This is a genomic window from Pseudomonas neuropathica, from assembly GCF_051174785.1.
GTDB classification, from domain to species: domain Bacteria; phylum Pseudomonadota; class Gammaproteobacteria; order Pseudomonadales; family Pseudomonadaceae; genus Aquipseudomonas; species Aquipseudomonas neuropathica_A.
The window spans coordinates 4380752-4407530 of the sequence record NZ_CP195111.1 but is presented as its reverse complement, the minus strand read 5'-3'; the positions used below and the strand labels follow the sequence as shown (position 1 = coordinate 4407530).

31 protein-coding genes are annotated in these 26779 nt (G+C 59.4%); 13 read left to right on the top strand and 18 right to left on the bottom strand.

The genetic code is table 11. From position 1 onward, the window contains the following. The first annotated feature begins 28 nt into the window (after positions 1-28). Both ACRRSD_RS19830 and ACRRSD_RS19825 read left to right on the top strand, forming a co-directional pair. Positions 29-2134 (top strand): TonB-dependent siderophore receptor, encoded by a 2106-nt coding sequence (locus ACRRSD_RS19830; protein ID WP_435034852.1) that lies wholly within the window; start codon positions 29-31, stop codon positions 2132-2134. Between the two features lie 12 nt (positions 2135-2146). Next, a complete protein-coding gene (locus ACRRSD_RS19825) occupies positions 2147-2866 on the top strand; it encodes a DUF4198 domain-containing protein (RefSeq protein ID WP_435034850.1) in 720 nt (239 codons plus the stop codon). A gap of 208 nt (positions 2867-3074) precedes the next feature. Here the strand turns inward: ACRRSD_RS19825 and hisC are convergent, their stop codons facing one another. The 10 genes from hisC to ACRRSD_RS19775 all read right to left on the bottom strand — a co-directional run bounded on the left by hisC (position 3075) and on the right by ACRRSD_RS19775 (position 11030). Then, positions 3075-4127: a histidinol-phosphate transaminase gene (hisC, locus tag ACRRSD_RS19820; protein WP_435034848.1), complete on the bottom strand. Its 1053-nt coding sequence runs from the start codon at positions 4125-4127 to the stop codon at positions 3075-3077. A gap of 3 nt (positions 4128-4130) precedes the next feature. Further along, positions 4131-5468, bottom strand: coding sequence for a histidinol dehydrogenase (gene hisD / locus ACRRSD_RS19815; RefSeq protein WP_122597946.1), 1338 nt, complete (start codon positions 5466-5468; stop codon positions 4131-4133). A gap of 124 nt (positions 5469-5592) precedes the next feature. Beyond that, positions 5593-6228, bottom strand: a complete 636-nt coding sequence (gene hisG, locus ACRRSD_RS19810; RefSeq protein WP_007912384.1) for an ATP phosphoribosyltransferase — start codon at positions 6226-6228, stop codon at positions 5593-5595. Between the two features lie 124 nt (positions 6229-6352). Then, on the bottom strand, positions 6353-7618 hold the full coding sequence (gene murA / locus ACRRSD_RS19805; protein ID WP_007912385.1) for a UDP-N-acetylglucosamine 1-carboxyvinyltransferase: 1266 nt from the start codon (positions 7616-7618) through the stop codon (positions 6353-6355). Positions 7619-7640: 22 nt separating this feature from the next. Further along, positions 7641-7880 carry a BolA family protein gene (locus ACRRSD_RS19800; protein ID WP_007912386.1) on the bottom strand — a complete coding sequence of 80 codons (240 nt, stop codon included), beginning with the start codon at positions 7878-7880 and terminating at the stop codon, positions 7641-7643. 115 nt (positions 7881-7995) lie between these two features. Next, a complete protein-coding gene (locus ACRRSD_RS19795) occupies positions 7996-8301 on the bottom strand; it encodes an STAS domain-containing protein (RefSeq protein WP_435034845.1) in 306 nt (101 codons plus the stop codon). After that, complete coding sequence (locus ACRRSD_RS19790) at positions 8298-8945, bottom strand: MlaC/ttg2D family ABC transporter substrate-binding protein (protein ID WP_435034843.1); 648 nt, start codon at positions 8943-8945, stop codon at positions 8298-8300. The genes ACRRSD_RS19795 and ACRRSD_RS19790 overlap by 4 nt, the downstream gene beginning before the upstream one ends. An 11-nt stretch (positions 8946-8956) precedes the next feature. After that, the gene (gene mlaD / locus ACRRSD_RS19785; RefSeq protein WP_007912400.1) at positions 8957-9424 is read right to left on the bottom strand and encodes an outer membrane lipid asymmetry maintenance protein MlaD; all 468 of its coding nucleotides are present in this window, start codon (positions 9422-9424) and stop codon (positions 8957-8959) included. After that, positions 9424-10221 (bottom strand): lipid asymmetry maintenance ABC transporter permease subunit MlaE, encoded by a 798-nt coding sequence (gene mlaE, locus ACRRSD_RS19780; RefSeq protein WP_435034842.1) that lies wholly within the window; start codon positions 10219-10221, stop codon positions 9424-9426. Before mlaE ends, mlaD begins: the two co-directional genes overlap by 1 nt. Next, entirely contained in the window at positions 10221-11030 is an 810-nt protein-coding gene (locus ACRRSD_RS19775; RefSeq protein WP_007912403.1) for an ATP-binding cassette domain-containing protein, read from the bottom strand. Before ACRRSD_RS19775 ends, mlaE begins: the two co-directional genes overlap by 1 nt. 275 nt (positions 11031-11305) lie before the next feature. Here ACRRSD_RS19775 and ACRRSD_RS19770 point away from each other — a divergent pair, with 275 nt between their 5' ends. The 10 genes from ACRRSD_RS19770 (at position 11306) to ACRRSD_RS19725 (ending at position 18333) form a co-directional block, all read left to right on the top strand. Further along, the gene (locus ACRRSD_RS19770) at positions 11306-12280 is read left to right on the top strand and encodes a KpsF/GutQ family sugar-phosphate isomerase (protein ID WP_175555334.1); all 975 of its coding nucleotides are present in this window, start codon (positions 11306-11308) and stop codon (positions 12278-12280) included. Continuing rightward, positions 12280-12804 (top strand): KdsC family phosphatase, encoded by a 525-nt coding sequence (locus tag ACRRSD_RS19765; RefSeq protein ID WP_435034840.1) that lies wholly within the window; start codon positions 12280-12282, stop codon positions 12802-12804. Before ACRRSD_RS19770 ends, ACRRSD_RS19765 begins: the two co-directional genes overlap by 1 nt. Positions 12805-12812: 8 nt before the next feature. After that, complete coding sequence (gene lptC / locus ACRRSD_RS19760; RefSeq protein ID WP_038357537.1) at positions 12813-13385, top strand: LPS export ABC transporter periplasmic protein LptC; 573 nt, start codon at positions 12813-12815, stop codon at positions 13383-13385. Beyond that, positions 13372-13917 (top strand): lipopolysaccharide transport periplasmic protein LptA, encoded by a 546-nt coding sequence (gene lptA, locus ACRRSD_RS19755; RefSeq protein WP_038357536.1) that lies wholly within the window; start codon positions 13372-13374, stop codon positions 13915-13917. The genes lptC and lptA overlap by 14 nt, the downstream gene beginning before the upstream one ends. Then, positions 13917-14642 (top strand): LPS export ABC transporter ATP-binding protein, encoded by a 726-nt coding sequence (gene lptB / locus ACRRSD_RS19750; RefSeq protein WP_008085069.1) that lies wholly within the window; start codon positions 13917-13919, stop codon positions 14640-14642. The genes lptA and lptB overlap by 1 nt, the downstream gene beginning before the upstream one ends. Positions 14643-14829: 187 nt before the next feature. Next, positions 14830-16323, top strand: a complete 1494-nt coding sequence (locus tag ACRRSD_RS19745) for an RNA polymerase factor sigma-54 (RefSeq protein ID WP_435034838.1) — start codon at positions 14830-14832, stop codon at positions 16321-16323. Positions 16324-16396: 73 nt separating this feature from the next. Next, entirely contained in the window at positions 16397-16705 is a 309-nt protein-coding gene (gene hpf, locus ACRRSD_RS19740) for a ribosome hibernation-promoting factor, HPF/YfiA family (RefSeq protein WP_007912419.1), read from the top strand. A 12-nt stretch (positions 16706-16717) separates the two neighbouring features. Further along, on the top strand, positions 16718-17182 hold the full coding sequence (gene ptsN / locus ACRRSD_RS19735) for a PTS IIA-like nitrogen regulatory protein PtsN (RefSeq protein ID WP_435034835.1): 465 nt from the start codon (positions 16718-16720) through the stop codon (positions 17180-17182). Between the two features lie 2 nt (positions 17183-17184). Continuing rightward, positions 17185-18042 (top strand): RNase adapter RapZ, encoded by an 858-nt coding sequence (gene rapZ / locus ACRRSD_RS19730; RefSeq protein ID WP_414870804.1) that lies wholly within the window; start codon positions 17185-17187, stop codon positions 18040-18042. Positions 18043-18057: 15 nt separating this feature from the next. Continuing rightward, entirely contained in the window at positions 18058-18333 is a 276-nt protein-coding gene (locus ACRRSD_RS19725; protein WP_252875611.1) for an HPr family phosphocarrier protein, read from the top strand. Positions 18334-18371: 38 nt separating this feature from the next. Here the strand turns inward: ACRRSD_RS19725 and ACRRSD_RS19720 are convergent, their stop codons facing one another. The 6 genes from ACRRSD_RS19720 to pmbA all read right to left on the bottom strand — a co-directional run bounded on the left by ACRRSD_RS19720 (position 18372) and on the right by pmbA (position 23739). Further along, the gene (locus ACRRSD_RS19720; protein WP_435034834.1) at positions 18372-19265 is read right to left on the bottom strand and encodes a ZIP family metal transporter; all 894 of its coding nucleotides are present in this window, start codon (positions 19263-19265) and stop codon (positions 18372-18374) included. A gap of 30 nt (positions 19266-19295) precedes the next feature. Further along, positions 19296-19907: a superoxide dismutase gene (locus ACRRSD_RS19715; RefSeq protein WP_435034832.1), complete on the bottom strand. Its 612-nt coding sequence runs from the start codon at positions 19905-19907 to the stop codon at positions 19296-19298. A 1-nt stretch (position 19908) separates the two neighbouring features. Continuing rightward, complete coding sequence (locus ACRRSD_RS19710; protein WP_008085084.1) at positions 19909-20349, bottom strand: hypothetical protein; 441 nt, start codon at positions 20347-20349, stop codon at positions 19909-19911. A gap of 27 nt (positions 20350-20376) precedes the next feature. After that, positions 20377-21753: a class II fumarate hydratase gene (locus ACRRSD_RS19705; RefSeq protein WP_435034831.1), complete on the bottom strand. Its 1377-nt coding sequence runs from the start codon at positions 21751-21753 to the stop codon at positions 20377-20379. Further along, a complete protein-coding gene (locus ACRRSD_RS19700; RefSeq protein WP_435034830.1) occupies positions 21734-22141 on the bottom strand; it encodes a FagA protein in 408 nt (135 codons plus the stop codon). Before ACRRSD_RS19700 ends, ACRRSD_RS19705 begins: the two co-directional genes overlap by 20 nt. Before the next feature lie 251 nt (positions 22142-22392). Next, positions 22393-23739 carry a metalloprotease PmbA gene (gene pmbA, locus ACRRSD_RS19695; protein ID WP_435034828.1) on the bottom strand — a complete coding sequence of 449 codons (1347 nt, stop codon included), beginning with the start codon at positions 23737-23739 and terminating at the stop codon, positions 22393-22395. A gap of 108 nt (positions 23740-23847) precedes the next feature. On the opposite strand from pmbA, the gene yjgA reads away from it, so the two are divergent. After that, positions 23848-24372, top strand: a complete 525-nt coding sequence (yjgA, locus tag ACRRSD_RS19690; RefSeq protein ID WP_007915377.1) for a ribosome biogenesis factor YjgA — start codon at positions 23848-23850, stop codon at positions 24370-24372. A gap of 91 nt (positions 24373-24463) precedes the next feature. On the opposite strand, the gene tldD is transcribed toward yjgA, so the two are convergent. Further along, complete coding sequence (gene tldD, locus ACRRSD_RS19685; protein WP_435034826.1) at positions 24464-25906, bottom strand: metalloprotease TldD; 1443 nt, start codon at positions 25904-25906, stop codon at positions 24464-24466. A 4-nt stretch (positions 25907-25910) separates the two neighbouring features. Further along, a complete protein-coding gene (locus ACRRSD_RS19680) occupies positions 25911-26771 on the bottom strand; it encodes a carbon-nitrogen hydrolase family protein (protein WP_435034824.1) in 861 nt (286 codons plus the stop codon). Positions 26772-26779: the final 8 nt, after the last annotated feature.

The window sequence follows — 26779 nt, the reverse complement described above, 5'->3', positions numbered from 1 at the left end:
TCAATTCTAAGAATTGGAACAACATAACATGTCGTCTCGAACAAAGGCTTCTCTGCTCGGCCTGAGCCTCGGTTTGCTGGTCGATCCAGCGTTCGCCGAAGAACCCAAACCTCTCGAACTCGACGCCATCAGCGTCATCTCCGACTACGAATCGCCGACCGGCCCGGTCAAGGGCTACCGCGCCACACGCTCGTCCAGCGCGACCAAAACCGACACGGCAATCCGTGATATCCCGCAAGCGATCAGCGTCGTACCGGCCAGCGTGCTCAAGGATCTGGGTAGCAGCAGCGTTGAGCGTGCGCTGGATTTCGCCGGTGGTGTGTCGAAGCAGAACAATTTCGGCGGTCTTACGCTTTACGAATACAGCGTGCGCGGCTTCACCACCTCGGAGTTCTACAAGGACGGTTTCAGCGCCAATCGCGGCTACCCGAGCACACCCGACGCGGCCAACATCGAGCGCATCGAAGTGCTCAAAGGCCCGGCCGCCAGCCTCTATGGCCGAGGCGACCCCGGCGGCACGGTGAACATCGTCATCAAGAAACCGCAGCCCGAAGCCTTCACCACGTTGCAAACCAGCGCCGGCAGTTGGGACCGCTATCGCACCGCGCTGGACGTCAACACGCCACTCGATGAGCAAGGCGATGTGCTGTCGCGGATCAACCTCGCGGTCGAGGACAACCACAGCTTCCGCGATCACGTAGACAGCCAGCGCGTGTTCGTCGCGCCTTCGATCAGTTGGCAATTGAACCCGGACACATCGCTGTTGGTGGAAAGCGAAATCGTCCGCCACAGCTCCACGTTCGATCGCGGCATTGTCGCGCCGAACAACAAATGGAGCGGCGTGTCGCGCTCGACCTTCCTCGGCGAACCCAACGACGGCAACATCGACAACCACAACAACCTGCTGCAGGCGACCCTCGAACATCACCTCAATGACAGCTGGAAGCTGCGTCTGGCCAGCCATTACAAGGAAGGCAAGCTCTGGGGCGACGCCTCGGAACAACGGGCGCTGAACGCCGACGGCCACACCGTCAACCGTCGCTTGCGCGAACGCGATACAAGTTGGCACGACAGCATCACCCAACTGGAACTGCGCGGTCTGTTCGACCTCGGTCCTTGGCAGCATGAACTGCTGATCGGCACCGAGTACGAAAACTTCCGCAAGAACGAACGCGTCACTACGATTGCTGGCGGCCCGTACGCCATCGACATCTATAAACCGATCTACGGTCAGCCAAAACCCAACGGCGCGCGCTCGGGCAGCGACTTTTTCGAACACGTCGAAAGTCATGCACTGAACCTGCAGGATCAGATTATCTTCAGCGACAAACTGCGCGGGATGATCGGTGCGCGTTTCGAGCATTTCGATCAGCGCATCGACGACCACAGTCGCAACGCCACAAACAACCAACGCCACGACGCCCTCACGCAGCGCGCCGGCCTGCTCTATCAACTGACGCTGAACACCGGCCTGTTCGCCAACGCCTCGACCTCATTCAAACCGAACAACGGCCTCGACGCCTCCGGCAAATCCTTCGATCCCGAAGAAGGCGTCGGTTACGAAGTCGGCATCAAGAACGAACTGTTCGATGAGCGCCTGAGCAGCACCCTCGCCTTCTTCCACATCGACAAGGAAAACGTCCTCGCCCTCGACCCGGCCACCGACACCAGCCGGGCGATGGGCAAGGCGCGCAGTCGTGGTTTCGACCTGCAAGTCACCGGACAGGTCACCGACGCTGTACGTGTCATCGGCGCCTTTGCCTACATCGACGCCGAAGTGACCAAGGGTGACGCGGTGATTCCCGCCGGCAGTCGCATCCTCGGCGTGGCCAAACGCAGCGGCAGCCTGCTCGGGGTTTATGAGTTTCAGGATGGCCATTTACGCGGCTCGGACGTTGGCGCTGCGTTCACCTATGTCGGTGACCGCTCGGGAGAGTCCGGCAGCGACTTCGAACTACCGGCGTATCACACCGTCGACCTGCTCGCGCATTACAAGGCCAGCGAAAAGGTCACCGTCGGCCTCAATCTGAATAACCTTTTCGACGAAAAATATTACGAGCGCTCCTACAGCAACTACTGGGTCAACCCCGGCGAGCCGCGCAACTTCACCGTCAGCCTGACACTCAACCTGTAATAGGACGTCACCATGCAATACGGCAAAACCCTTGTACTGATCGCCGCGCTGTTCGCCGGCCAAGTCTCGGCCCATGGCCTATGGACCGAAGAGCGTCGCGGCAATATCGAAGTGGTCTACGGTCATGGCGCCGAGGACAACGCGTTCAAAGCGCAGAAGATCAGAGGTGCCTGGGCTTACGACGTTGCCGGCAAGATGATTCCGGTCAGCGTCGAGCGCCTGGCAGATCATGCTCGCCTGAAACCTTTGAAGTCGCCGGCGGTGATGGCGGTGGCATTGAACAATGGCATGTGGTCACAGACGGCGGACAAGAAGTGGATAAACGAAGGTCGCAGCAAAGTGCCAGGCGCTGTCGAGGCAACCGAGACGTTTAAATACAGTCTGGCGATTTATCAGCCGGGGGCGAAGTTGCCCAAGCTCGATCAGATCAAGTTGCTGATTTTGCCGGAGGTTGATCCGCTGACCGTAGGGCCGGGCAAATCATTGCCGGTGCGGGTGTTGCTCGATGGCAAACCGGCGGCCGGGGTGAAGTTGATTGGCGACTATCGCAGCGCGCCGAACACGTTGAGCACAGAGACTGACAAGGATGGGCGGGCGCAGGTATTGGTGAGGAATGAAGGGTTGAATGTGATTGCGGCACAGGTTGAGGTGCCGGTGAAGGGCAGTGTTGATGTGGATAGCCGCGGCTTATTTACCTCACTGACATTCCTTGGCGAACCGCATCACGAGTAAGAGCAGACCCTCATCGGAAACGCCGCCCGCCCAGCCCTCTCCCGGAGGGAGAGGGGGCCGACCGAGTTGTCTTGTGAGGTACATCGGCCTGAAAGACCGAGTCGATTATGGATTCGGTAAAGCAGCATCAGGTCGGTGCAGTTCAACAGCATCCCCCATTTAGTCCCCTCTCCCTCCGGGAGAGGGCTAGGGTGAGGGGCTTTTGCTTTTAGAGGTCGCCAAGCCCATCAATCAGCGCCTGATTCTGCTCCGGCGTACCAATCGAAATCCGCAGGAACTGCGCAATCCGCTCCTGCTTGAAGTGCCGCACGATCACACCCTGCTCACGCAGCTTGGCCGCCAGCCCTGCCGCATCATGCTGCGGATGCCGGGCGAAAATGAAGTTCGCCGCCGATGGCAGCACTTCAAACCCCTTGGCCTGCAACTGCGCGATCACCCACTCACGGCTCTCGATCACCAGACGGCAGGTCTTGTCGAAATGCTCGCGATCTTCGAACGCTGCAGTTGCACCGACAATCGCCAGACGATCGAGCGGATAAGAGTTGAAACTGTTCTTGATCCGCTCCAGTGCCTCGATCAGATCGGGATGCCCAACCGCCAGACCAACGCGCAAACCCGCCAGCGAACGCGACTTGGACAGGGTTTGCGTCACCAGCAAGTTCGGATAACGGTCCACCAGAGTAATCGCCGTTTCGCCGCCAAAGTCGATGTATGCCTCGTCAACCACCACCACCGAATCCGGGCTGGCCTTGAGGATCTGTTCGACCGCTTCCAGCGCCAGCAGGCAACCGGTTGGCGCGTTCGGATTCGGAAAAATGATCCCGCCGTTCGGCTTGGCGTAGTCCGCCGGGTCGATCTGGAACTGTGCATCCAGCGGCACCGCGTCGTATTTGATGCCGTACAAACCGCAGTACACCGGATAGAAGCTGTAGCTGATGTCCGGAAACAGTAGCGGCTGATCGTGTTGCAGCAAACCATGGAAAATGTGCGCGAGCACTTCGTCCGAACCGTTGCCGAGGAACACCTGATTACTCTGCACACCGTAGTAGTTGGCAACAGCCGTTTTCAGCAGATCACTGTTCGGGTCCGGGTACAGACGCAGGTTGTCATTCAGTTCAACCTGCATCGCCGCCAGCGCCTTTGGCGAAGGGCCGTAGGGGTTTTCGTTGGTGTTGAGCTTGACCAGTCTGGTCAGCTTCGGTTGTTCGCCCGGCACGTAGGGCACCAGATCCTTGACGAACGGGCTCCAGAATTTACTCATCGCTCAGTTCCCCTGCCCTTTTAGAAAGTCTTCGTCTTTGATGCGGTATTCGGCGCTGCGCGCGTGTGCGCTCAGGGATTCACCACGGGCCAGTACCGATGCAGTCTTACCCAGCTCGGAAGCACCGGCCTCGGAGCAAAAGATGATCGACGAGCGCTTCTGGAAGTCGTACACGCCCAGCGGCGAGGAGAACCGCGCGGTGCCCGAAGTCGGCAGTACGTGGTTCGGGCCTGCGCAGTAATCGCCCAGCGCTTCGGAGGTGTGGCGGCCCATGAAGATCGCGCCAGCGTGGCGGATCTGCGGCAGCCAGGCCTGTGGGTCAGCCACCGACAGCTCCAAGTGTTCCGGGGCGATGCGGTTGGCGACTTCGATGGCTTGGGCCATGTCCTTCACGTGAATCAGCGCACCACGGCCATTGATCGAAGTTTCGATGATGGTCGCGCGGTCCATGGTCGGCAGCAGTTTATCGATGCTCGCGGCGACCTTGTCGAGGAACTCGGCATCCGGGCTGACCAGAATTGCCTGCGCGTCTTCGTCGTGCTCGGCTTGCGAGAACAGGTCCATGGCGATCCAGTCCGGATCGGTCTGGCCGTCGCACACCACGAGGATTTCCGAAGGGCCGGCGATCATGTCGATGCCAACCTGACCGAAGACGTGGCGCTTGGCAGTGGCGACATAGATGTTGCCTGGGCCAACGACTTTGTCGACTTTCGGCACGCTTTCGGTGCCATAGGCCAGCGCCGCAACGGCTTGCGCGCCGCCGATGGTGAACACCCGGTCGACACCCGCAATGCACGCGGCCGCCAGCACCAGCTCGTTGATTTCACCGCGCGGGGTCGGTACGACCATGACCACTTCGGTCACGCCCGCCACTTTGGCCGGAATCGCGTTCATCAACACCGACGACGGGTACGACGCCTTGCCGCCCGGCACGTACAGGCCAGCGCGATCCAGCGGCGTGACTTTCTGGCCCAGCACAGTGCCGTCAGCCTCGGTATAGCTCCAGGAATCCTGCTTCTGTTTTTCGTGGTAGCTGCGCACGCGAGCGGCGGCTTTTTCCAACGCTTCGCGCTGTGGCACGGTGATGCGGGTCAGCGCCAGTTCCAAGCGCTCGCGCGGCAGGATCAGGTCGGCCATCGACGCGACTTCGAGGCCATCAAACTTCTGGGTGAACTCGACCAGCGCTGCGTCACCGCGTTCACGCACAGCCTTGATGATGTCCAGCACCCGCTGATTGACCGAGTCGTCAGACACACTTTCCCAGCTCAGCAAATGATCCAGATGATGCGCGAAATCCGGGTCAGCAGCGTTGAGTCGGCGAATTGCAGTCGGTGCGGTCATAGCGAGAGCCTCATAGGAATGGCAAAAACTCAGGCGCCCGAAACTATCATTCGATCCGCTTGGGCACCTGAGAATTCTGGCTATGAGGCGGATAGACGGCGCGACCTGGGGACGCGCAGGTAAATCAGCCGCGGTGTCGCGATTCCACTGCGTTGCGCAGGGTATCGATCAACGCCTGGATTCGGGCGTGTTGCATTTTCATCGAAGCTTTATTGACGACCAGGCGCGAGCTGATCGTGGCGATCAGTTCCTGAGGTTCCAGACCGTTGGCGCGCAGGGTGTTGCCGGTGTCGACCACGTCAATGATCTTGTCCGCCAGACCGATCAGCGGCGCCAGCTCCATCGAGCCGTAGAGCTTGATGATGTCGACCTGACGGCCCTGCTCGGCGTAGTAGCGCTTGGCGACATTGACGAACTTGGTCGCCACGCGCAGACGGCCCTTGGGCTCGGGCGCGCCGATCTTGCCGGCGGTCATCAGCTTGCACTGGGCGATCTGCAGATCCAGCGGCTCGTACAGGCCCTGGCCGGTGTATTCCATCAGCACGTCTTTACCGGCAACGCCGAGGTCAGCCGCGCCATGCTCGACGTAAGTCGGCACATCGGTGGCACGCACGATCAGCAGACGAACGTCGTCTTGCGTCGTGGGGATGATCAGCTTGCGGCTCTTGTCCGGATTCTCGGTCGGCACGATGCCCGCTTCGGCGAGAAGCGGCAGGGTGTCGTCAAGGATGCGGCCCTTGGACAGTGCGATGGTCAACATGGGAAACGTCAGTCCTTATCAAGGTACTCATGTCCGGTCGCAATCGGCGCCGGACACACATCGAGCCGGAAACCGGCTCGACTCTTAAAATCAGTGGACACGTCCCTGTGTCCCAATGCAGCAATCAGCCCGGAACGCGACGGATCTTGGCGCCCAGCATCTGCAGTTTTTCTTCGATGCACTCGTAACCACGGTCAATGTGGTAGATGCGGTCGATCAGTGTGTCGCCTTCGGCAACCAGTGCGGAGATCACCAGGCTGGCCGAAGCACGCAGGTCGGTGGCCATCACTGGCGCGCCCTTCAGGACTTCAGTACCGGTAACGATGGCAGTGTTGCCTTCGACCTGGATCTTGGCGCCCATGCGGTGCAGCTCATAGACGTGCATGAAACGGTTTTCGAAGATCGTCTCGATCACCGCACCGGTGCCTTCGGCAATGGCGTTGAGCGAGATGAACTGCGCCTGCATGTCGGTCGGGAATGCAGGGTACGGCGCGGTGCGCACGTTGACTGCTTTCGGACGCTTGCCGTGCATGTTCAGCTCGATCCAGTCTTCACCGCAGGTGATTTCTGCACCGGCTTCACGGAGTTTTTCCAGAACGGCTTCAAGGATGGTCGGATCAGTGTCCTTGACCTTGACGCGGCCGCCGGTCACGGCAGCGGCAACAAGGTAGGTGCCGGTTTCGATACGGTCAGGCATGACCTTGTAGAAAGCCGAACCCAGACGCTCGACGCCATCGATGGTGATGGTGTCGGTACCAGCGCCGGAAACCTTGGCGCCCATGGCATTGAGGAAGTTCGCCAGGTCAACCACTTCAGGTTCGCGAGCGGCGTTCTGCAACACGCTGCGGCCCTTGGCCAGAGCAGCGGCCATCATGATGTTCTCGGTACCGGTCACACTGACGGTATCGAAGAAGAAGTGTGCACCGCGCAGGCCACCTTCAGGCGCCTTGGCCTTGATGTAGCCGCCTTCGACGTCGATCACCGCGCCCATGGCTTCGAGGCCACGGATGTGCAGGTCGACCGGACGCGAACCGATGGCGCAACCGCCAGGCAGTGCAACTTCGGCTTCACCGAAGCGGGCAACCATCGGGCCCAGTACCAGGATCGACGCACGCATGGTTTTCACCAGTTCGTACGGCGCGATCAGGGTCTTGATGGTGCGCGGGTCGATTTCGACGCTGAGCTTCTCGTCGATAACCGGCTCAATGCCCATGCGACCGAACAGCTCGATCATGGTGGTGATGTCGTGCAGGTGCGGCAGGTTGCCAACGGTCACCGGGCCATCGCACAGCAGGGTGGCAGCCAGGATCGGCAGGGCAGAGTTCTTTGCCCCGGAAATGCGGATCTCGCCATCAAGACGAGCGCCACCGGTAATAATCAATTTATCCATAAGAATCTCGACGCCCTTAGGCTCAGGTGCGCTCGGCCCAGGCCGCGCTGCTGAAAAATTTCATAGTGACCGCATGGATGCTGCCATCGGTGATCCATGGGTTCAAATGGGCATAGATCTGCTGCTGACGCTTCACCGGGCTCAACGCCGCCAGTTCATCGCTAATCACGTTCAGCTGGAAATTGCAGCCTTCGCCCTCAACTTCTACCAACGTTCCGGGCAGCTTTCCTTCAAGGAAGCTCTTCACTTCTACGGCCTGCATGCTCAACCTCAATCGGCGCCCTGTGCGCACGGGTCGGACATCATACAAAAAAGCCCCGCGCCTGCGAACCCCGCATGGCAGGACTCTGACGGGGGGCTTCTTTATAGATGTGGGTTCAGGGGTGCGCCAACAGTTCGGTCAGCTCACTGACCTGAGCAATTTCGCGCATGTCTTCGGGCATCGCACGGATGCTCACAGCCTTGCCGGCCGCGATGGCATCGCGCATGAAGCACAGTAGCAACGACAAGCCGACGCTGCTGGACTTCTTCACCGCCGAGCAATCGATCACCAGCGAAGAGGCTTTGCTGGACTTGATCAACGCCTGACCTTGCTTGCGCAGGTCTGCGCCGGTGCGATAGTCCAGCACCCCGCTAAGCAGAAGCTCGTCGACATCGCTCATACGAACTGCGGCCTCATTCATTGCGCGGGGTTCTTTTCGGTGGCTTCTTTGGCCTTGGCCACTTCCCCGGCCCAACCATTGATGGTCTTGTCCAGATCGTTGCCATTGCGCTGCATGGCATCAGCGAACTGATCACGGAACAGCTTGCCGATGTTGATGCCGTTGATGATCACGTTGCGCAGTTTCCACTCACCGTTGATCTTCTCCAGCGTGTACTGCACAGGATAGATTGCGCCGCTGCTGCCCTTGACGGTCATGTTGACGCTGGTGCGATCGCCCGATTCGTCCTTGGCCGGATCAACAGTAATGCCCTGGTTGTTGTACTCGAGCAAGGCGTTGCCGTAGAACTGGAACAGGCCTTTCTTGAAGTTTTCCTGGAAGGTCTGCATCTGCGCAGGCGTGGCCTTGCGCGAGTACTTGACCGTCATGATGCTCTTGGAAATGCCTTCGGCGTCTACCACTGGCCCGACGATGCTGTTGAGCGCCGCGTAGAAATCCGTCGGATCCTGCTTGTACTTCTCTTTGTTGGCAGCCAGGTCGGCCAGCAACCGGGTGGTTGTGTCCTGCACCAGATCATGTGCCGAGGTCGCAGCAGCCATGGCGTTACCCATCAACGGCAGGGCCGCCAGTAACACCAACAGGCTACGTCGCAAGATAGAGATCATTCAAAAGCTCCTCATTTGGCGTCTTTGCTAACGGTATTGAGCAGGAATTTACCGATCAGGTCTTCCAGTACCAGTGACGACTGCGTGTCATGGATGGTTCCGCCATCCTTCAACGGTTTGTCTTCCCCGCCGACGCTGATACCGATGTACTTCTCGCCCAGCAGACCAGCGGTCAGGATAGACGCTGTGGAGTCGGTCGGCAGGTTGTCGACCTTTTTATCCACTTGCAGGGTTACCCGACCGGTGAAGCTGTCGCGATCCAGATCGATTGCCGTGACCTTGCCGATGGTCACACCGGCCATGGTCACTTTGGCTCTGACCGTCAAACCGGCGATATTGTCAAAGTAGGCATACAGTTTATAGGTGTCAGTGGTCGACGTCGGAGACAGACCACTGACCCGCAAAGCAAGCAGCAACAAAGCCAGGATCCCTGCCAGCAGGAACAGGCCGACACCGATTTCCAGGGTGCGGTTTTGCATCAGAAATCTCCAAACATCAAAGCGGTCAGAATAAAGTCCAGGCCGAGCACTGCCAGCGAGGCAAACACTACAGTCTTGGTGGTGGCGCGACTGATGCCCTCGGAAGTGGGCTCACAGTCATAGCCTTGGAATACGGCGATCCAGGTCACTACAAAGGCGAAAACGATGCTTTTGATCACGCCATTGAGCACGTCACTGGTGAAGTTCACGCTGTTCTGCATGTTCGCCCAGTAAGAGCCTTCATACACACCCAGCCAGTCGACAGCCACCCACGAACCGCCCCAGATGCCCACCACGCTGAAGATCATCGCCAGCACCGGCAGGGAAATGAAGCCGGCCCACAGGCGCGGGGCAATAATATATTTGAGCGGATCGACGCCGATCATTTCCAGGCTGGAAAGCTGTTCGGTGGACTTCATGTTGCCGATCTCTGCGGTCAGTGCCGAACCGGCACGACCGGCGAACAACAGCGCAGTCACCACCGGACCCAGCTCACGCAACAGGGTCAGTGCAACCATCTGCCCCACCGCCTGCTCCGAACCGTAGCTCGACAGAATGCTGAAACCCTGCAGCGCCAGCACCATGCCGATGAAAATCCCGGAAACGACGATGATCACCAGCGACATGACGCCGACTGAATGCAACTGCTTGACCAGCAGACTGAAACCGCCGCTGATCCCGCCTCGCCCCAGCAAGGCATGAAACAGGAACAGCGTTGCACGACCGAACACCGCGATGGCGTCGATCGCCGCCTCGCCGAACCGGCGCACGCGTTCTATTAATGAAATTCTGCGCATCAGCGCTTCCCCAGAAGATCTGCGCGGTAATCCGTCGCTGGAAAATGGTACGGCACCGGGCCATCGGGATCGCCGGTCATGAACTGACGGATCCGCGGCTCGTCCGAGTTCATCAACTCGTCCGGCGTACCCTGCCCCAGCACCTGACCATCACCGACCACATAGATGTAGTCGGCGATGCTCGCGGTTTCAGCCAGATCGTGGGACACCACGATACTGGTGATCCCCAGCGCATCATTGAGCAGACGGATCAGACGGACCAGCACGCCCATGGCGATCGGGTCCTGCCCGACGAACGGTTCGTCGTACATGAGAATCTGCGGATCGAGCGCAATCGCCCGCGCCAGTGCAACGCGGCGCTTCATGCCACCGGACAGCTCATCCGGCATCAACTCGATGGCACCGCGCAGGCCGACCGCCTGCAATTTGAGCAGGACGATGTCGCGGATCATTTCTTCCGGCAAATCGGTATGAACACGCAGGGGGAAAGCCACGTTCTCGAACACATCGAGATCGGTGAACAGCGCGCCGCTTTGAAACAGCACACCCATGTGCTTTCGCGCATCGAACAGATCGCTGCGCGAAAGCGCAGGCAGATTCTGGCCGTTGACCCAGACTTCGCCGCTGGCAGGACGCAATTGTGCGCCCATCAATCGCAGCAGCGTGGTCTTGCCACACCCGGAAGGCCCCATGATGCCGGTGACCTTGCCGCGCGGTATGCGAATATCGACGTTATTGAAAATGCTGCGCGCACCGCGCTTGAAGGAGACTCCCTTCAGCTCGACCGCGTAGGCGTTATCGGCACTCATCTAAACTCCTTGCGATGCAGCCTCTCACTCGGACGCCTGTCTTTACTTGAAAAGTACGTACATCCCGGGCAGGCCGAACTGGCGGCGAACTATATCACTGCAAAGGCGAAGCGCCCAAGGCTTGTACCAGCCTGAGTTCGGCGATATGACAGGTGCGCAGGCTCTTTTACCGGGTTTTGGTAACGAGTAATGACAAAGCACGACGAACTAGCGTGAGGCTTTGCAACATAACCGCTATAATCGCCGCCTTTTCATCGGGCTATACGATTTCTGACATGAGCCAATCCAGCGACCTGATTCAATCGGCACAACGCACCATCCAACTCGAAGTGGAAGCCGTACAAGGCTTGTTGCCCCATATCGACGCCGATTTCGTACGCGCTTGCGAGATGATTCTGGCCAGTAAAGGCCGTGTAGTCGTGGTCGGCATGGGCAAATCCGGGCACATCGGCAACAAGATTGCCGCGACCCTGGCCAGCACCGGCACCCCGGCTTTCTTCGTCCACCCGGCCGAAGCCAGTCATGGCGACATGGGCATGATCACTCGCGATGATGTGATCCTCGCCCTGTCGAACTCCGGCTCGACCAACGAAATCGTCACCCTGCTGCCACTGATCAAACGCCTGGGCATCCAGCTGATCAGCGTCACCGGCAACCCGCAATCGCCGCTGGCCAAGGCTGCCGAGGTCAACCTCAACGTTCACGTCGAGCATGAAGCCTGCCCGCTGAACCTGGCGCCGACCTCCTCGACCACCGCAGCACTGGTCATGGGCGACGCGCTGGCGGTCGCACTGCTGGAAGCGCGCGGTTTCACTGCCGAAGACTTCGCCTTTTCTCATCCGGGTGGCGCCCTTGGCCGTCGCCTGTTGCTGAAAGTGGAAAACGTCATGCATGCCGGTCAGGAGTTGCCGCAAGTACAGCGCGGCACGCTGCTCAAGGATGCGCTGATGGAAATGACCCGCAAGGGGCTGGGCATGACCGTGATCCTTGAAGCCGATGGCAAACTCGCCGGGATCTTCACTGACGGCGACTTGCGCCGCACCCTGGACCGCAGCATCGACATTCGCAGCGCCACCATCGACCAGGTGATGACGGCCCACGGCAAGACTGCCCGGCCGGAAATGCTGGCCGCCGAAGCCCTGAAAATCATGGAAGACCACCGAATCAACGCACTGGTTGTTGTGGATGAAGATGATCGCCCGGTCGGCGCCTTCAACCTCTCCGATCTGCTGCGCGCAGGAGTGATGTAATGAACAACGATCTGCTGCAACGCGGCAAAGCGATCAAACTGGCGGTTTTCGACGTCGACGGCGTTCTCACCGACGGGCGCCTGTACTTCCTTGAAGACGGCAGCGAATTCAAGACCTTCAACACCCTCGACGGTCAGGGCATCAAGATGCTGATGAACGCCGGTGTGCAGACCGCCATCATCAGTGGCCGCAAGACGCCCGTGGTGGAACGCCGCGCCAAAAACCTGGGCATCCCGCACCTGTTTCAGGGACGCGAAGACAAATTGGTCGTTCTCGACGGCCTGCTGGAGCAACTGGGCCTAAGCTATGAACAGGTCGCCTATCTCGGTGACGACCTGCCTGACCTGCCGGTGATTCGCCGTGTAGGCCTGGGCATGGCCGTGGCCAACGCTGCCGACTTCGTCCGCGAACACGCCCATGGCGTTACCCGCGCCCGTGGTGGTGAAGGCGCCGCCCGCGAATTCTGCGAATTGATCCTGCGCGCCCAAGGCCGCCTCGATGCGGCCAACGCCGCGTACCTGTGAGCCAAGCCATGTTCAGCAAAAAATTTCGTAACTTCCTGCTGTTCGGCTGCATCGCTGCGATTTTCGCAGCGGTCGGCTATTGGAATATCAGCCCGGAACGTTTTCTCGACAAACCTCCGGTCACCTCGGTGGAGACGCCTATCGACTGGTATGCAACCAACACGCATACCCTGCAATACCTGCCGGATGGCAAGGTGCAGTATGAAATGACGTCCGAAAAAGCCGAGCACGTGAAGGCAACCGATGTCACGCTCGTGACCAAACCCGACCTGAACATGTATCGCGGAACGGAATTTCCGTGGCACGTGACCAGTGAGCGCGGCGAAGTGAACTCAGGCGGCACCGAAGTCGAACTGATCGACTCGGTACGCGTTGCGCGCACCGATGAAAAGAAGCGTGACATCCTGATCACTTCCACTCGCATGACCGTGTTCCCGCAGCAGGAATATGCGCAGACCGAGCAACCCGTTAGAATCGACGGCGCTGGCGGTGTATCGACTGGCGTTGGAATGAAAGCGTACCTGAAGGAAAGCAGGATACACCTGCTATCGAACGTAAGAGGACAGTATGAGGCTCGTTAAAACCCTCCCTATTTTGCTCAGTCTGGGCGCAGCACTGGGAAGCGTGAGCGCCTGGGCTCTGCCGAACGATCAGCAGCAACCTATCCGCATTCAGGCCGACGACGCCCAACTGGATGACAAGAACGGCATTGCCACCTATAAGGGTGATGTAATCATCACCCAGGGTTCGATGATCGTTAAAGGCAACACCGTCACCATGACTCGCGCGCCGAATGGCGATATCGACGTAGTGACCTCCGTGGGCAACCTCGCTTACTTCGAGCAGTTGCAAACCCAGGGCGACACCAAACCGGTTCAAGGCTACGGCGTGACGATTCAATACCACGCCCAGCAAAACCGCGTCGTACTGATCGATAAGGCCAAGGTCGTCGACAAAGACGGCAACGTTACTCAGGGCGAGAAAATCGTCTATGACACCGTGAAGAAACTGGCCAGCGCCGGTCGCGCTACCGGCAGCAAGGTCACCGAGGCGCGTCCGCGCATCGACATGGTGATCCAGCCGAAGAAGAAAACCGACGAGAAAACCCAGTAATGGCAACTCTGAAAGCTCAGCACCTGGCCAAGGCCTATAAAAGCCGCCAGGTCGTGCGTGACGTCAGCCTGTCGATCGACAGCGGCCAGATCGTCGGTCTGCTCGGCCCGAACGGTGCCGGCAAGACCACGTGCTTCTACATGATCGTCGGCCTGGTACAGGCCGATCAGGGCCGCGTACTGATCGATGATCTGGACGTCAGCCATCAGCCAATGCACGGCCGTGCAAAGGCTGGCATCGGCTATCTGCCGCAAGAAGCGTCGATCTTCCGCAAACTGTCGGTGGCCGACAACATCATGGCTATCCTCGAGACCCGTCAGGAGCTCGACAAGGCCGGTCGCCGCAAAGAGCTGGAAAGCCTGCTGCAGGAATTCCACATCAGCCACATCCGCGACAACCTTGGCATGAGCCTGTCCGGTGGTGAACGCCGCCGGGTGGAAATCGCTCGCGCGCTGGCAACGGCACCGAAATTCATCCTGCTCGACGAACCGTTCGCCGGTGTCGACCCGATTTCGGTCGGCGACATCAAGCAGATCATCCACCACCTCAAGGCCAAAGGTATCGGTGTATTGATCACCGACCACAACGTTCGAGAGACACTGGACATCTGCGAAACCGCTTACATCGTCAACGATGGTCAACTGATCGCTGAAGGCGACGCAGAAACCATCCTGGCCAACGATCTGGTCAAGGAAGTGTATCTGGGTCACGAGTTCCGCCTGTAAGCGCGACAGTGCCCGGTGCGCCGCCGGGGCGCTGTATCGATTCAAGCAGGAATTAATACGCTTTAATTGTTACAGCGCTCTAGGCAAACACTTCAGTTTCAGGCATATAATTTGCTTAAGTTTGGCGCTTCGGCGCCCTGTAGTGGATGGCGCATAGCGCCGGCGAATAAGGTGTTAAGCCCCTGCCATGAAACCATCGCTAGTCTTGAGAATGGGCCAGCAGCTGACGATGACACCGCAGCTGCAACAGGCCATCCGCCTGCTCCAATTGTCGACCCTGGATCTGCAACAGGAAATCCAGGAGGCGCTGGAATCCAATCCGATGCTCGAACGCCAGGAAGAAGGCGACGACTTCGACAATTCCGACCCCATGGCCGACAACGCCGAACAAAAGCCCAATACCGAAATCCAGGAACCCTCCTATCAGGAAACCGCCCCGACGGTGGACAACCTTGAGGAAGGTGACTGGAGCGAGCGTATCCCCAACGAACTTCCCGTCGATACCGCGTGGGAAGACGTTTACCAGACCAGCGCCAGCAGCCTGCCCAGCAGCGATGATGACGAATGGGACTTCACCACTCGCACCTCTGCCGGCGAGAGTCTGCAAAGCCACCTGCTGTGGCAACTGAACCTCGCACCGATGTCCGACACCGATCGCCTGATCGCCGTGACCCTGATCGATTGCATCAACAATCAGGGCTACCTGGACGAAACCCTCGAAGAAATTCTTGAGGCGTTCGACCCGGAACTGGACATCGAACTGGACGAAATCGAAGCCGTCCTGCACCGCATTCAACAGTTCGAGCCGGCCGGGATCGGCGCGCGCAACCTCGGCGAATGCCTGCTGCTGCAATTACGCCAATTGTCGGCCAAGACGCCTTGGCTGGCTGAAGCGAAACGTCTGGTCAGCGATTACATCGACCTGCTGGGTAGTCGCGACTACAGCCAGTTGATGCGGCGCATGAAGCTCAAGGAAGACGAACTGCGTCAGGTGATCGAACTGGTACAAAGCCTGAATCCGCGTCCAGGTTCGCAGATCGAATCCACCGAAGCCGAATACGTTGTGCCTGACGTCATCGTGCGCAAGGACAATGAGCGCTGGCTGGTCGAGTTGAACCAGGAGTCGGTGCCACGCCTGCGCGTCAACGCCCAGTACGCCGGTTTCGTCCGTCGCGCCGACACCAGTGCCGACAACACGTTCATGCGCAATCAGTTGCAGGAGGCTCGCTGGTTCATCAAGAGCCTGCAAAGCCGCAACGAAACCCTGATGAAAGTTGCCACCCAGATCGTCGAGCATCAGCGCGGTTTTCTGGAGTACGGCGACGAAGCCATGAAGCCGTTGGTCCTGCATGACATCGCCGAAGCGGTCGGCATGCACGAATCAACGATTTCCCGGGTGACCACGCAGAAATTCATGCATACCCCGCGCGGTATTTATGAGTTGAAATACTTTTTCTCCAGCCACGTCAGCACCTCCGAAGGCGGCGAATGCTCGTCCACAGCGATCCGCGCGATCATCAAAAAACTGGTTGCAGCGGAAAATCAGAAAAAGCCGTTGAGTGACAGCAAGATCGCTGGTTTACTGGAGGCACAAGGCATTCAGGTGGCTCGCCGCACCGTCGCCAAGTACCGCGAATCCTTAGGGATCGCGCCTTCGAGCGAACGCAAGCGGTTGATGTAAGCCACGTTACAGCGTTCCAGTGGCAGGCTATCCAGCCTGCCGCTTTATGCACTGGCAACGAAGGAGAAGCTGTATGCAAGTCAACATCAGTGGACACCAACTGGAAGTGACCCAACCTCTGCGTTCCTATATCGAGGAAAAACTCCAACGACTGGAGCGACATTTCGACAAGATCACCAACGTGCAAGTCACGATGTGCGTCGAAAAGCTGAAGCAGAAAATCGAAGCCACCTTGCATATACCCGGCAGCGAAGTGGTCGCCAACGCAGAAGATACTGATATGTATGCTGCGATCGACTCACTGACCGACAAGCTGGATCGCCAACTCAAAAAGCATAAGGAAAAGACCCAGAGCCTCCTTCAGGGCGCAACCGGTCGTTAACATCCCTAATCCATGATCCGACTTGAAACCATCCTGACCCCCGGCCGTTCCCAAGTGAACGCGCCGGGCGGCAGCAAGAAAAAAGCCCTCGAACAGATTGCCAACCTGATCCATCGCGAAGTGCCGGTTCTGGCGATGCAAGATGTCTTCGAGGCGTTGATTGCCCGTGAAAAACTCGGTTCTACCGGTTTTGGCAACGGCATCGCCATTCCTCACTGCCGCCTCAAGGGTTGCCAGTCGCCCATCAGCGCGCTGTTGCACCTTGAAGCCCCTATCGATTTCGACGCCATCGACGGCGCGCCGGTGGACCTGCTGTTTGTTTTGCTGGTCCCGGAAGCCGCAACCGATGCGCACCTGGAATTGTTGCGTCAGATCGCCAGCATGCTCGATCGCAAGGAAGTACGCGATAAACTGCGCAGCGCCCCGAGCAGCGAAGCCTTGTACCAGGTCGTACTGGACGAGCAGAACGGGCATTAATCATGCGTTTGATCATCGTCAGTGGCCGTTCGGGCTCGGGCAAAAGTACCGCCCTGAACGTCCTTGAGGACAACGGTTACTACTGCATCGACAACTTGCCGGCGGGATTGCTGCCGGAGCTGGCCGAGCGCGCCCTGATTCACACTGAATTGGCGCAACCGCTGGTGGCCGTGTCGATCGATGCGCGCAACTTGCCAAGTCACCTGTCACGCTTCCCCGAATTGCTTGAAGACGCCAGAAGCAAGCATATCCAGTGCGATGTGCTGTACCTGGACGCTGACGAGGAAACCCTGCTCAAGCGGTTTTCCGAGACCCGTCGTCGTCATCCGCTGAGCAATGCCAATCGCTCGCTGGCCGAGGCGATTCAGGATGAAACCGCCCTGCTCGGCCCGATCGCCGATCTCGCTGACCTGAAGATCAACACCACCAACCTCAACCTGTATCAGTTGCGCGATTCCATCAAGCTGCGCCTGCTGAATCAGCCGGAGCCGGGCACGGCGTTTCTGGTCGAGTCATTTGGCTTCAAGCGCGGCATGCCGGTTGATGCCGATCTGGTTTTCGATGTGCGCTGCCTGCCAAATCCATACTGGAAACCGGAACTCCGCGCGCAGTCAGGCCTCGATGCGCCGGTGGCCGAATATCTGGCGGAACAGCCGGATGTCGAAGAAATGTATCAGGACATCTTCGCCTACCTGCACAAGTGGCTGCCGCGCTTCGCCGCCAGCAACCGCGCCTACGTCACCATTGCCATTGGCTGCACCGGCGGACATCACCGCTCTGTCTACCTGACCGAACGCCTGGGTCAGGCCCTGCAGAAAACCCTGAAGAACGTCCAGGTTCGCCACCGCGACCTCACTTAAAGGATTCACTCCGCGATGCCTGCTCGTGAAATCGAAATCATCAACAAATTGGGTCTGCATGCCCGGGCATCGGCTAAATTTGTCGGCGTGGCCGGCAAGTTTCCGGAGACGACGATTAGAGTCGGTCGCACGCCCGAGACAGCAGTGGACGGTAAAAGCATCATGGCGATGATGATGCTCGCGGCCGGCAAGGGCACCAAAATCCATTTGAGCACCGAAGGTGAACAGGCTGAGGAGGCCATGGATGCCTTGGTGGAGCTGATCAACAACTACTTCGATGAAGGCGGTTGATCCGCCAATGAGGGAGCTTGCTCCCTCTTCACCTTCATTCAGCCCAGCGCCGTATCCATTACCATCATCAAACAAAACCCGATCAACAAACCAAGACTGGCCAGCTTGTCATGACCATGGCGTCTCGACTCGGGAATCACTTCATGGGTCACCACCAGCAACATCGCCCCTGCCGCCAGCGCCAGCCCTAAAGGCAACAACACCTGCGCCAGACTGACCAGCCAGGCACACAGCAGCGCAAACACCGGCTCAACCAGACCTGAAGCCGCGCCGATCAGAAACGCCTTGACCCTCGACATCCCCGCCCCGGCCAGGACCAGCGCAATCACCAGACCTTCCGGCACATCCTGTAAAGCGATGCCCATGGCCAGACTGTCCGCATCCGGCATGCCGCCGCCAGCAGAAACGCCAACGGCCATGCCTTCAGGAATGTTATGGGCAATGATGGCGAACACGAACAGCCAGATCCGTGGCGGAATCACCGGATGCTCGACGGTGCCGACGAGCATTTCCGGGGACGCGCCCGACACCTTGCGATCAACCAGATACAGGCCAAACGCACCGAGCATGATGCCGAAGCAGATCAGGCCACTGGCACCCCACGGAGTCAGGCCGAGGCTTTCAGCGGCAGCGATGCCCGGCACGATCAGCGAAAACGCCGTCGCCGCCAGCATCACCCCGGCGCCAAAACCCAGCAAGGTATCGCTGAGTGCCTGTGGCATGCGCCGAATCACCAGCACCGGCACAGCGCCAAGTGCCGTGCCGAGGGCGCAGATCGCACCGCCCTGCAATGCCCGTGACAGCCTCGGCTCGAGATTCAGCCATTCCAGTCCGTGGGCAACCAGTAAGGTCACGCCCGCCAACAGCAATAGCAATCCCACTGCGTAACGAAACATTCGCCCACTTCCGATCGCCAGTGTTTCAGTGCCCATAGTCAGCCCTGGATTGTTTTTATAGAAGACTTAAACCAGTGCGGCCTGATAGCGCGCTGCGACTTCAGGCCAATTGATCACGTTGTAAAAGGCGTTGATGTATTCCGGGCGACGGTTCTGATAGCGCAGATAATAGGCGTGCTCCCAGACGTCGAGACCAAGAATCGGCGTATTGCCGTTCATCAACGGACTGTCCTGGTTGCCGCTGCTCTCCACGATCAGTTTTTTCTCCGGGGTCACGCTGAGCCAGGCCCAGCCGCTGCCGAAACGAGTCAGCGCGGCTTTGGTGAACGCCTCCTTGAAGCTGTCGAGCCCCCCCAGTTGTTCTTCGATAGCCTTGGCCAGCGCACCGTCAGGTTTCCCACCACCGCTTGGCACCATCACTTCCCAAAACAGCGAGTGATTGGCGTGACCGCCGCCCTGATTGATCACCGCCGCACGCAGTTTTTCCGGCAGTTGCTGAACACTGGCGACGAGTTTTTCTACCGGCCATTCAGCGTACTCAGTGCCTTCTACAGCGGCGTTAAGGTTGTTGATGTAAGTCTGGTGATGCTTGGTGTAGTGAATCTCCATGGTTTGCGCATCGATATGCGGTTCGAGGGCGTCGTAGGCGTAAGGCAAGGCAGGCAGGGTAAAAGCCATTTCAATGGACTCCATGGTGATGGGGGGCAGGCGCACGGCGCGCATTGCCGGTGTCGGGGTGCAATAAGCGCTGGGTGCGCGGATATTCGCCGTGCTCGCTGATGAAATTCAGCAACTCGACGTAAGTCTTGCTGCTCTGGCGCAGTGCCGCTTCACGCAACGCCGGGCGCAGTCGCTCGTCCTGCATGGTCTGCAACAGCCGTTGGTGGATGGCGCAAAGGTATTCGGCGCTCTCCTCCGGCTGATTCAGACGCAGGTGCAAATCCGCGAGGTTGTGGTGGGAGATGACGCAGGCCGCCACCGCTTCGTCGGCATCTGCCCAGCGCTCGTACAACACTTGCGCCAGGGCCAGGGCTTGCAGGTAAGCCTCACGGGCATCGATCAGTTCGCCCAGCATGAAGCAGCGATTGGCCCGTTCGATCGTGCGTTTCCAGTGCTCCATGGTGAGCCTCCAAAGCGGTAGCGGGGTTTACACGCCGCCGGCGGTGAGTTTCTCGGGATTGAGCAACTCTTCCAGTTGGCTGCGCGACAGGTCGGTGTGTTCCAGAGCGACATCAATCACCGCACGGCCTTCCTTGTAGGCCTGCTTGGCGATTTCAGCGGCTTTCTGGTAACCGATGATCGGGTTGAGCGCGGTGACCAGAATCGGGTTGCGCGACAACGCTTCTTTCAGGCGCGACTCGTTAACCTTGAAGCTGGCGATGGCTTTGTCACCGAGCAAGCGGCTGGAGTTGGCCAGCAGTTCGATGCTGCTCAACAGGTTCTGCGCGATGATCGGCAGCATCACGTTGAGTTCGAAATTGCCCGACTGACCGGCGATGGTGATCACCGAATCGTTGCCGATCACTTGCGCGGCGACCATGGCGGTGGCTTCCGGGATCACCGGATTGACCTTGCCCGGCATGATCGACGAACCCGGTTGCAGGGCTTCCAGTTCGATTTCGCCGAGGCCGGCGAGCGGGCCGGAGTTCATCCAGCGCAGGTCGTTGGCGATTTTCATCAGCGATACCGCGATGGCCTTGAGCTGGCCAGAGACGGCAACGGCGGTATCCTGCGAGCCGATCAGCGCAAACAGATCCTTGCCCGGGGTAAATTGCACGTCGGTCAACTGGCTCAACTGACGACTGAAACGTGCGGCGAACTCAGGATGCGCGTTGATCCCGGTGCCGACCGCCGTGCCGCCCTGCGCCAGCGATTGCAGGCTCGGCAGCAAATCCTGCAAATGCGCGATGTTGGCTTTGAGCTGCTGTGCCCAGCCATTGAGTACCTGGCTCATGCGCACCGGCATCGCGTCCATCAAATGCGTGCGCCCGGTTTTGACGTGGTGATGCACCTGCCCGGCTTTTTGCTCGATCACTTGCACCAGGTGCAACAGCGCCGGCAGCAGTAGTTCGTGCAGGGCCAGCGCAGCGCTGACGTGGATGGTGGTCGGGATGATGTCGTTGCTGCTCTGACCACAGTTGACGTGATCGTTAGCGTTGACCGGCGTGCCGAGCAGACGGCTGGCCAGGGTGGCGATCACCTCGTTGGCGTTCATGTTGGAACTGGTGCCGGAGCCGGTCTGGAAAATGTCCACCGGGAAATGCTGCATGAAATCGCCTTCGAGCAAACCTTGCGCGGCGTCGCTGATGGCTTTGCCCTGAGCGGCAGTGATCTGGTTGAGTTCGACGTTGGCGCGGGCTGCGGCGGCTTTGGCGAGGATCAGTGCGCGAATGAATTGCGTCGGCATCGGTTTGCCGCTGATCGGGAAGTTATCCACTGCGCGCTGGGTTTGCGCGCCGTAGAGAGCGTCCACCGGCACCTGCAGTTCGCCCATGCTGTCGCGCTCAATACGTGTCTTGGTCATCTGAAAATCCTTGCACCAGTTCAATAAGAGGAATCGAAGGAAGCAGTTCGCAAGTGGCGAGCTGCCAGGTGTAGCGTTGCCAGCGGGTGAGCCGGCATTTGCACAGGGACAGGCGCTCCATTTCACGCAGCGGGCGCCAGGCTTGATCGAGACAGACGCTGCGCCAATGCCACGGCAGCGCGATGTCGGTGGCGGTGTCGAGCAGCAAACGGAAGGAGGTTTCAGCGATGGTCCAGGGAGAAGTTGCCGTACAACAAGCCAGATACCGGCCTTCGGCCAGATAGTGTTCGATCAGGCGCGGTTCGTCGGGATCCATCGCGCAACGGATCTGGCGACTCATCCAGCGCCAGCTTTCGAGGTACGGCTGCTCGTGCAAGGCAGAACTCATGATCCGGGGCTCATCCGATAATGAGATTTATTATTAGATGATAATGAGAACCAAAACAAGGGCGCCGAGCGATGCAGATTTCAGGGTGGGAGCGAGCCTGCTCGCGAAGGCATCCTGTCAGTCACCTTGGCGGTCGGCAGTAAAAACGCTTTCGCGAGCAGGCTCGCTCCCACATTGGTTTTGTGTGGAGCCAATAAAAAAGGCGCGCCACCCGATGAGGTGGCGCGCCTTTTTGGTGTGACGGCTGGGACTTAGCTGCCCGCCACCGTCATCCTTTCGATCAACACCGAGCCGGTGCGAATGTTGCTGCGCAGTTCCAGATCATTACCCACGGCAACGATCTGCTTGAACATGTCACGCATGTTGCCCGCGACGGTGACTTCCTGCACCGCGAACTGGATTTCTCCATTCTCGACCCAGAACCCCGCCGCCCCGCGTGAATAATCGCCAGTGACCATGTTCAAGCCGTGCCCCATCAATTCGGTGACCAACAAGCCACGGCCCATACGCTTCAACAGCGCCGCCTGGTCTTCATCGCCGTGGGTCACGAACAGGTTGTGCACGCCGCCAGCATTGGCGGTGCTCGGCATGCCGAGTTTGCGTCCGGAGTAAGTACCAAGAATGTACGACACCAACTCACCTTTTTCGACGAACGGTTTGGCATACGTTGCCAGACCATCACCGTCGTACGAAGCACTGCCCATCGCGCGCATCAGGTGCGGACGCTCATCGATGGTCAGCCATTCCGGGAACAGCTTCTGCCCCAGAGTGCCTTCAAGGAAGGATGACTTGCGATACAGACTGCCGCCGGACACCGCCGAAAGGAAACTGCCAAAAAGACCGCCAGCCAGCTCTGCGGAAAACAGCACCGGCACCTCGCAGGTCGGCACCGGACGCGCGCCCAGACGGCTTGCCGCCCGTTGCGCAGCACGCTGGCCGATGCTCACGGGATCAGCCAGCAAACTGCCCTGACGGTTCACGTCATACCAGTAATCGCGCTGCATCTGGCCATCGGCCTCGGCAATCATCACGCAACTCAGGCTGTGCCGGGTCGAGGCATAGCCGCCGATGAAACCGTGGCTGTTGCCGTACACACGGCAGCCCTGATGAGTGCTCAGCGTCGTGCCATCGGCGTTCTTGATCCGCGCATCGGCGTCGAATGCCGCTGCTTCACAGAGCAAGGCCTTCTCGATGGCCTGCTCCGGCGTGATGTCCCATTCGTGGAACAGGTCAAAATCGTGCTGTTCCTTGGCCATCAACGCCGCATCGGCCAAACCCGAGGCTTCGTCTTCGGAAGTATGTTTGGCAATGGCCAATGCCGCCGCGACGGTCTCGCGAATCGCATCCGGACCGGTCGCCGAGGTGCTGGCCGAACCTTTTCGCTGGCCAACATACAGCGTGATGCCAAAACCCTGATCACGGTTGAATTCGACCGTTTCGACTTCGCGCTGGCGCACCGACGTCGACAGGCCCTGCTCCAGCGACACCGCTACTTCGCAGGCGCTGGCGCCCTGACGCTTGGCTTCGGCGATGATCTGCTCGACTTGTTCCTGCAGTGCCGGCAATGCCTGCGGGCCGACGCTTTGAACTGCACTCATGCTCATCTCCACTCAAATTCTGCTTTCGGCTGGGGTCATCGAGCGACCGGGCCGGACAAGCGGCCCCCGACTGGTTATCATGGCGGCGTTTCTTTGCGGACTGCCACCATGGTTGATTCTTACGACGACTCCCTCGATACGGGAGAAAAAAGCAAATCTCAGGTCAAACGCGAGCTGCATGCTCTGGTTGACCTCGGCGAGCGCCTGACCACACTCAAGCCAGACTTGATCGCAAAACTGCCGCTGACCGACGCCATGCGCCGGGCCTTGGCCGATGCGCCCAAGCACACCGCGAACATCGCGCGTAAACGGCATTTGCAGTTCATCGGCAAACTGATGCGCGATCAGGACACTGACGCGATTCTCACGTTGCTCGATCAACTCGATGCCTCGACTCGCCAGTACAACGAGCGTTTCCACAATCTCGAACGCTGGCGTGATCGCCTGATCGCAGGCGACGATGCCGTGCTGGAAAAATTCGTCGTCGAGTACCCGGACGCCGATCGCCAGCAACTGCGTTCCCTGATCCGTCAGGCTCAGCACGAGGTTGCGCAAAACAAACCTCCTGCTTCCAGCCGCAAGATCTTCAAGTACATCCGTGAGCTGGACGAGACTCAACGCGGTCTGCGTTGATATTCGCCACTTGTAGGAGCTGCCGCAGGCTGCGATCTTTTGATCTTAAGAGCAAAGATCGCAGCCTGCGGCAGCTCCTACACACGTTTATTTATGCGCCCGTGCCACCCACGGTGATCGCATCGATTTTCAGCGTCGGCTGACCTACGCCTACCGGCACCGATTGCCCATCCTTGCCGCACGTGCCCACACCGCTGTCCAGCGCCAGATCGTTACCGACCATCGACACCCGGCTCATCGCCTCGGGGCCGTTGCCGATCAACGTCGCGCCTTTGACCGGCGCGGTGATCTTGCCGTCTTCGATCAGGTACGCCTCGCTGGTGGAGAACACAAACTTGCCGCTGGTGATATCGACCTGACCGCCGCCGAGGTTGGCGCAGTAGATGCCCTTCTTCACCGAAGCGATGATTTCCGCCGGATCACTTTCGCCGCCGAGCATGTAAGTGTTGGTCATCCGTGGCATCGGCAGGTGCGCATAGGACTCACGACGCCCGTTACCGGTGCGGGCCACGCCCATCAGGCGCGCGTTGAGCTTGTCCTGCATGTAGCCTTTGAGTACGCCGTTTTCGATCAGCGTGGTGCACTCGGTCGGCGTGCCTTCGTCGTCGACGTTCAGCGAACCACGACGGCCGCTCAAGGTGCCGTCATCGACAATCGTGCAGAGCTTGGAGGCAACCATTTCACCCATGCGCCCGCTGTAGGCGGAACTGCCCTTGCGGTTGAAGTCACCCTCCAGACCGTGGCCGACCGCTTCGTGCAACAGCACGCCAGACCAGCCCGAACCCAACACCACCGGCAGGGTACCGGCCGGAGCGGGGATCGCTTCCAGATTCACCAGCGCCTGGCGCAGCGCTTCACGGGCATAGCCCATGGCGCGGTCTTCGGCGAGGAAATAACGGTAGTCGGTACGCCCGCCGCCACCATGTCCGCCGCGCTCGCGACGGCCATTCTGCTCAACGATCACACTGACGTTGAAGCGCACCAGTGGCCGCACATCCGCCGCCAGCCCGCCATCGGTGGACGCCACCAGAATCCGCTCCCAAACGCCGGCCATACTGACGCTGACCTGCTGGATACGTGGGTCGAGCGCGCGGGTAGCCACATCAATGCGCTTGAGCAGCTCGACTTTCTCGGCGCGGCTCAGCACTTCCAGCGGGTTGTCCGGCGCATACAGTTGCGCAACATCCTGCGTGGTGAACGCCTGCACCGTGCCGTTCTGCCCGGCCCGGGAGATCGAACGCGCAGCACGGGCCGCTGCGCCGAGCGCTTCGAGGGTGATCGCGTTGCTGTAGGCAAAGCCGGTTTTCTCACCGGACTGCGCGCGCACGCCGACACCCTGGTCGAGGTTGAAGCTGCCTTCCTTGACGATGCCGTCTTCCAACGCCCAGGACTCGGAAATCTGGCCCTGGAAATACAGGTCGGCCGCATCAATGCCAGGACCGGCCAGATCACCGAGCACGCCTTGCAGGCTCTCGATCGTCACGCCGCCGGGCGCCAACAGGTGATCACTGACTGAGGACAACAACTCGCTCATAGGTTTACGCCTTAAATTCGTGTTCTGAAGCAGGCCGCTGTGCGCCCTGCGAGAAAAACCGCCGGTGACTCGTCACCGGCATTCGCGCCCTGATGGACGCTTGTTCATTGCTATCGCGTTCGGCCAACAACACCGCCTCGCCTTGATCCTGACTCGCCAGCACGCGGCCCCACGGATCGATAATCGCCGCATGACCGAAGGTTTCTCGCGGCCCCGGGTGGGTTCCGCCCTGCGCTGCGGCCAGCACATAACACTGTGTCTCGATGGCCCGCGCGCGAATCAGCACATCCCAATGCGCCGCGCCGGTCACCGCAGTAAACGCCGACGGTGCGGTAATCAGTTCAGCACCGGCAGCACGCAATTCGCTGTACAGCTCGGGAAAGCGCAAGTCGTAGCACACGGTCAGACCGAGTTTGCCTACCGGTGTGTCGGCAACCACGACGCCACTGCCATAAGCATAGTCATCGGATTCGCGATACCGACCGCGATTGTCCGCCACATCGACATCAAACAGATGCAACTTGTCATAGCGTGCAACGATTTCGCCCTGATCATCGACCAGCAGCGAGCAGGCATTGGCTTTGGCCGTCGGCTGATCCACTGGAGGCAACGGCAAAGTACCGGCCACTATCCATAACTTGAGGTCGCGGGCGGTCTGTTTCAACCATGGCAGGATCGGTCCTTCGCCCATTGCTTCGGCGCGGCCGATATCAGCGATGTCGCGACGGCCCATGGCGGCGAAGTTTTCCGGCAGCACCGCCAGCTTCGCGCCACCGGCCGCAGCCTGTTCGAGCAGGCGCCGGGCCTGAGCCAGATTGGCCAGAACGTCGCTCTGGCTGACCATTTGAATCACCGCTAAAGACATGGCCGCTC

Excerpts from the sequence above, each read along its gene's own strand:
- ACRRSD_RS19745 (WP_435034838.1), top strand. The coding sequence starts at position 14,830 with ATGAAACCATCGCTAGTCTTGAGAATGGGCCAGCAGCTGACGATGACA.
- ACRRSD_RS19705 (WP_435034831.1), bottom strand. The coding sequence starts at position 21,753 with ATGACCAAGACACGTATTGAGCGCGACAGCATGGGCGAACTGCAGGTG.
- ptsN (WP_435034835.1), top strand. The coding sequence starts at position 16,718 with ATGATCCGACTTGAAACCATCCTGACCCCCGGCCGTTCCCAAGTGAAC.
- ACRRSD_RS19790 (WP_435034843.1), bottom strand. The coding sequence starts at position 8,945 with ATGATCTCTATCTTGCGACGTAGCCTGTTGGTGTTACTGGCGGCCCTG.
- ACRRSD_RS19795 (WP_435034845.1), bottom strand. The coding sequence starts at position 8,301 with ATGAATGAGGCCGCAGTTCGTATGAGCGATGTCGACGAGCTTCTGCTT.
- murA (WP_007912385.1), bottom strand. The coding sequence starts at position 7,618 with ATGGATAAATTGATTATTACCGGTGGCGCTCGTCTTGATGGCGAGATC.
- mlaD (WP_007912400.1), bottom strand. The coding sequence starts at position 9,424 with ATGCAAAACCGCACCCTGGAAATCGGTGTCGGCCTGTTCCTGCTGGCA.
- ACRRSD_RS19770 (WP_175555334.1), top strand. The coding sequence starts at position 11,306 with ATGAGCCAATCCAGCGACCTGATTCAATCGGCACAACGCACCATCCAA.
- ACRRSD_RS19720 (WP_435034834.1), bottom strand. The coding sequence starts at position 19,265 with ATGGGCACTGAAACACTGGCGATCGGAAGTGGGCGAATGTTTCGTTAC.
- ACRRSD_RS19725 (WP_252875611.1), top strand. The coding sequence starts at position 18,058 with ATGCCTGCTCGTGAAATCGAAATCATCAACAAATTGGGTCTGCATGCC.
- hisD (WP_122597946.1), bottom strand. The coding sequence starts at position 5,468 with ATGACCGCACCGACTGCAATTCGCCGACTCAACGCTGCTGACCCGGAT.
- yjgA (WP_007915377.1), top strand. The coding sequence starts at position 23,848 with ATGGTTGATTCTTACGACGACTCCCTCGATACGGGAGAAAAAAGCAAA.
- ACRRSD_RS19775 (WP_007912403.1), bottom strand. The coding sequence starts at position 11,030 with ATGAGTGCCGATAACGCCTACGCGGTCGAGCTGAAGGGAGTCTCCTTC.
- lptA (WP_038357536.1), top strand. The coding sequence starts at position 13,372 with ATGAGGCTCGTTAAAACCCTCCCTATTTTGCTCAGTCTGGGCGCAGCA.
- lptB (WP_008085069.1), top strand. The coding sequence starts at position 13,917 with ATGGCAACTCTGAAAGCTCAGCACCTGGCCAAGGCCTATAAAAGCCGC.
- ACRRSD_RS19825 (WP_435034850.1), top strand. The coding sequence starts at position 2,147 with ATGCAATACGGCAAAACCCTTGTACTGATCGCCGCGCTGTTCGCCGGC.
- hpf (WP_007912419.1), top strand. The coding sequence starts at position 16,397 with ATGCAAGTCAACATCAGTGGACACCAACTGGAAGTGACCCAACCTCTG.
- hisC (WP_435034848.1), bottom strand. The coding sequence starts at position 4,127 with ATGAGTAAATTCTGGAGCCCGTTCGTCAAGGATCTGGTGCCCTACGTG.
- ACRRSD_RS19830 (WP_435034852.1), top strand. The coding sequence starts at position 29 with ATGTCGTCTCGAACAAAGGCTTCTCTGCTCGGCCTGAGCCTCGGTTTG.
- ACRRSD_RS19800 (WP_007912386.1), bottom strand. The coding sequence starts at position 7,880 with ATGCAGGCCGTAGAAGTGAAGAGCTTCCTTGAAGGAAAGCTGCCCGGA.
- ACRRSD_RS19680 (WP_435034824.1), bottom strand. The coding sequence starts at position 26,771 with ATGTCTTTAGCGGTGATTCAAATGGTCAGCCAGAGCGACGTTCTGGCC.
- mlaE (WP_435034842.1), bottom strand. The coding sequence starts at position 10,221 with ATGCGCAGAATTTCATTAATAGAACGCGTGCGCCGGTTCGGCGAGGCG.
- ACRRSD_RS19700 (WP_435034830.1), bottom strand. The coding sequence starts at position 22,141 with ATGAGTTCTGCCTTGCACGAGCAGCCGTACCTCGAAAGCTGGCGCTGG.
- rapZ (WP_414870804.1), top strand. The coding sequence starts at position 17,185 with ATGCGTTTGATCATCGTCAGTGGCCGTTCGGGCTCGGGCAAAAGTACC.
- ACRRSD_RS19765 (WP_435034840.1), top strand. The coding sequence starts at position 12,280 with ATGAACAACGATCTGCTGCAACGCGGCAAAGCGATCAAACTGGCGGTT.
- ACRRSD_RS19715 (WP_435034832.1), bottom strand. The coding sequence starts at position 19,907 with ATGGCTTTTACCCTGCCTGCCTTGCCTTACGCCTACGACGCCCTCGAA.
- lptC (WP_038357537.1), top strand. The coding sequence starts at position 12,813 with ATGTTCAGCAAAAAATTTCGTAACTTCCTGCTGTTCGGCTGCATCGCT.
- pmbA (WP_435034828.1), bottom strand. The coding sequence starts at position 23,739 with ATGAGTGCAGTTCAAAGCGTCGGCCCGCAGGCATTGCCGGCACTGCAG.
- hisG (WP_007912384.1), bottom strand. The coding sequence starts at position 6,228 with ATGTTGACCATCGCACTGTCCAAGGGCCGCATCCTTGACGACACCCTG.
- ACRRSD_RS19710 (WP_008085084.1), bottom strand. The coding sequence starts at position 20,349 with ATGGAGCACTGGAAACGCACGATCGAACGGGCCAATCGCTGCTTCATG.
- tldD (WP_435034826.1), bottom strand. The coding sequence starts at position 25,906 with ATGAGCGAGTTGTTGTCCTCAGTCAGTGATCACCTGTTGGCGCCCGGC.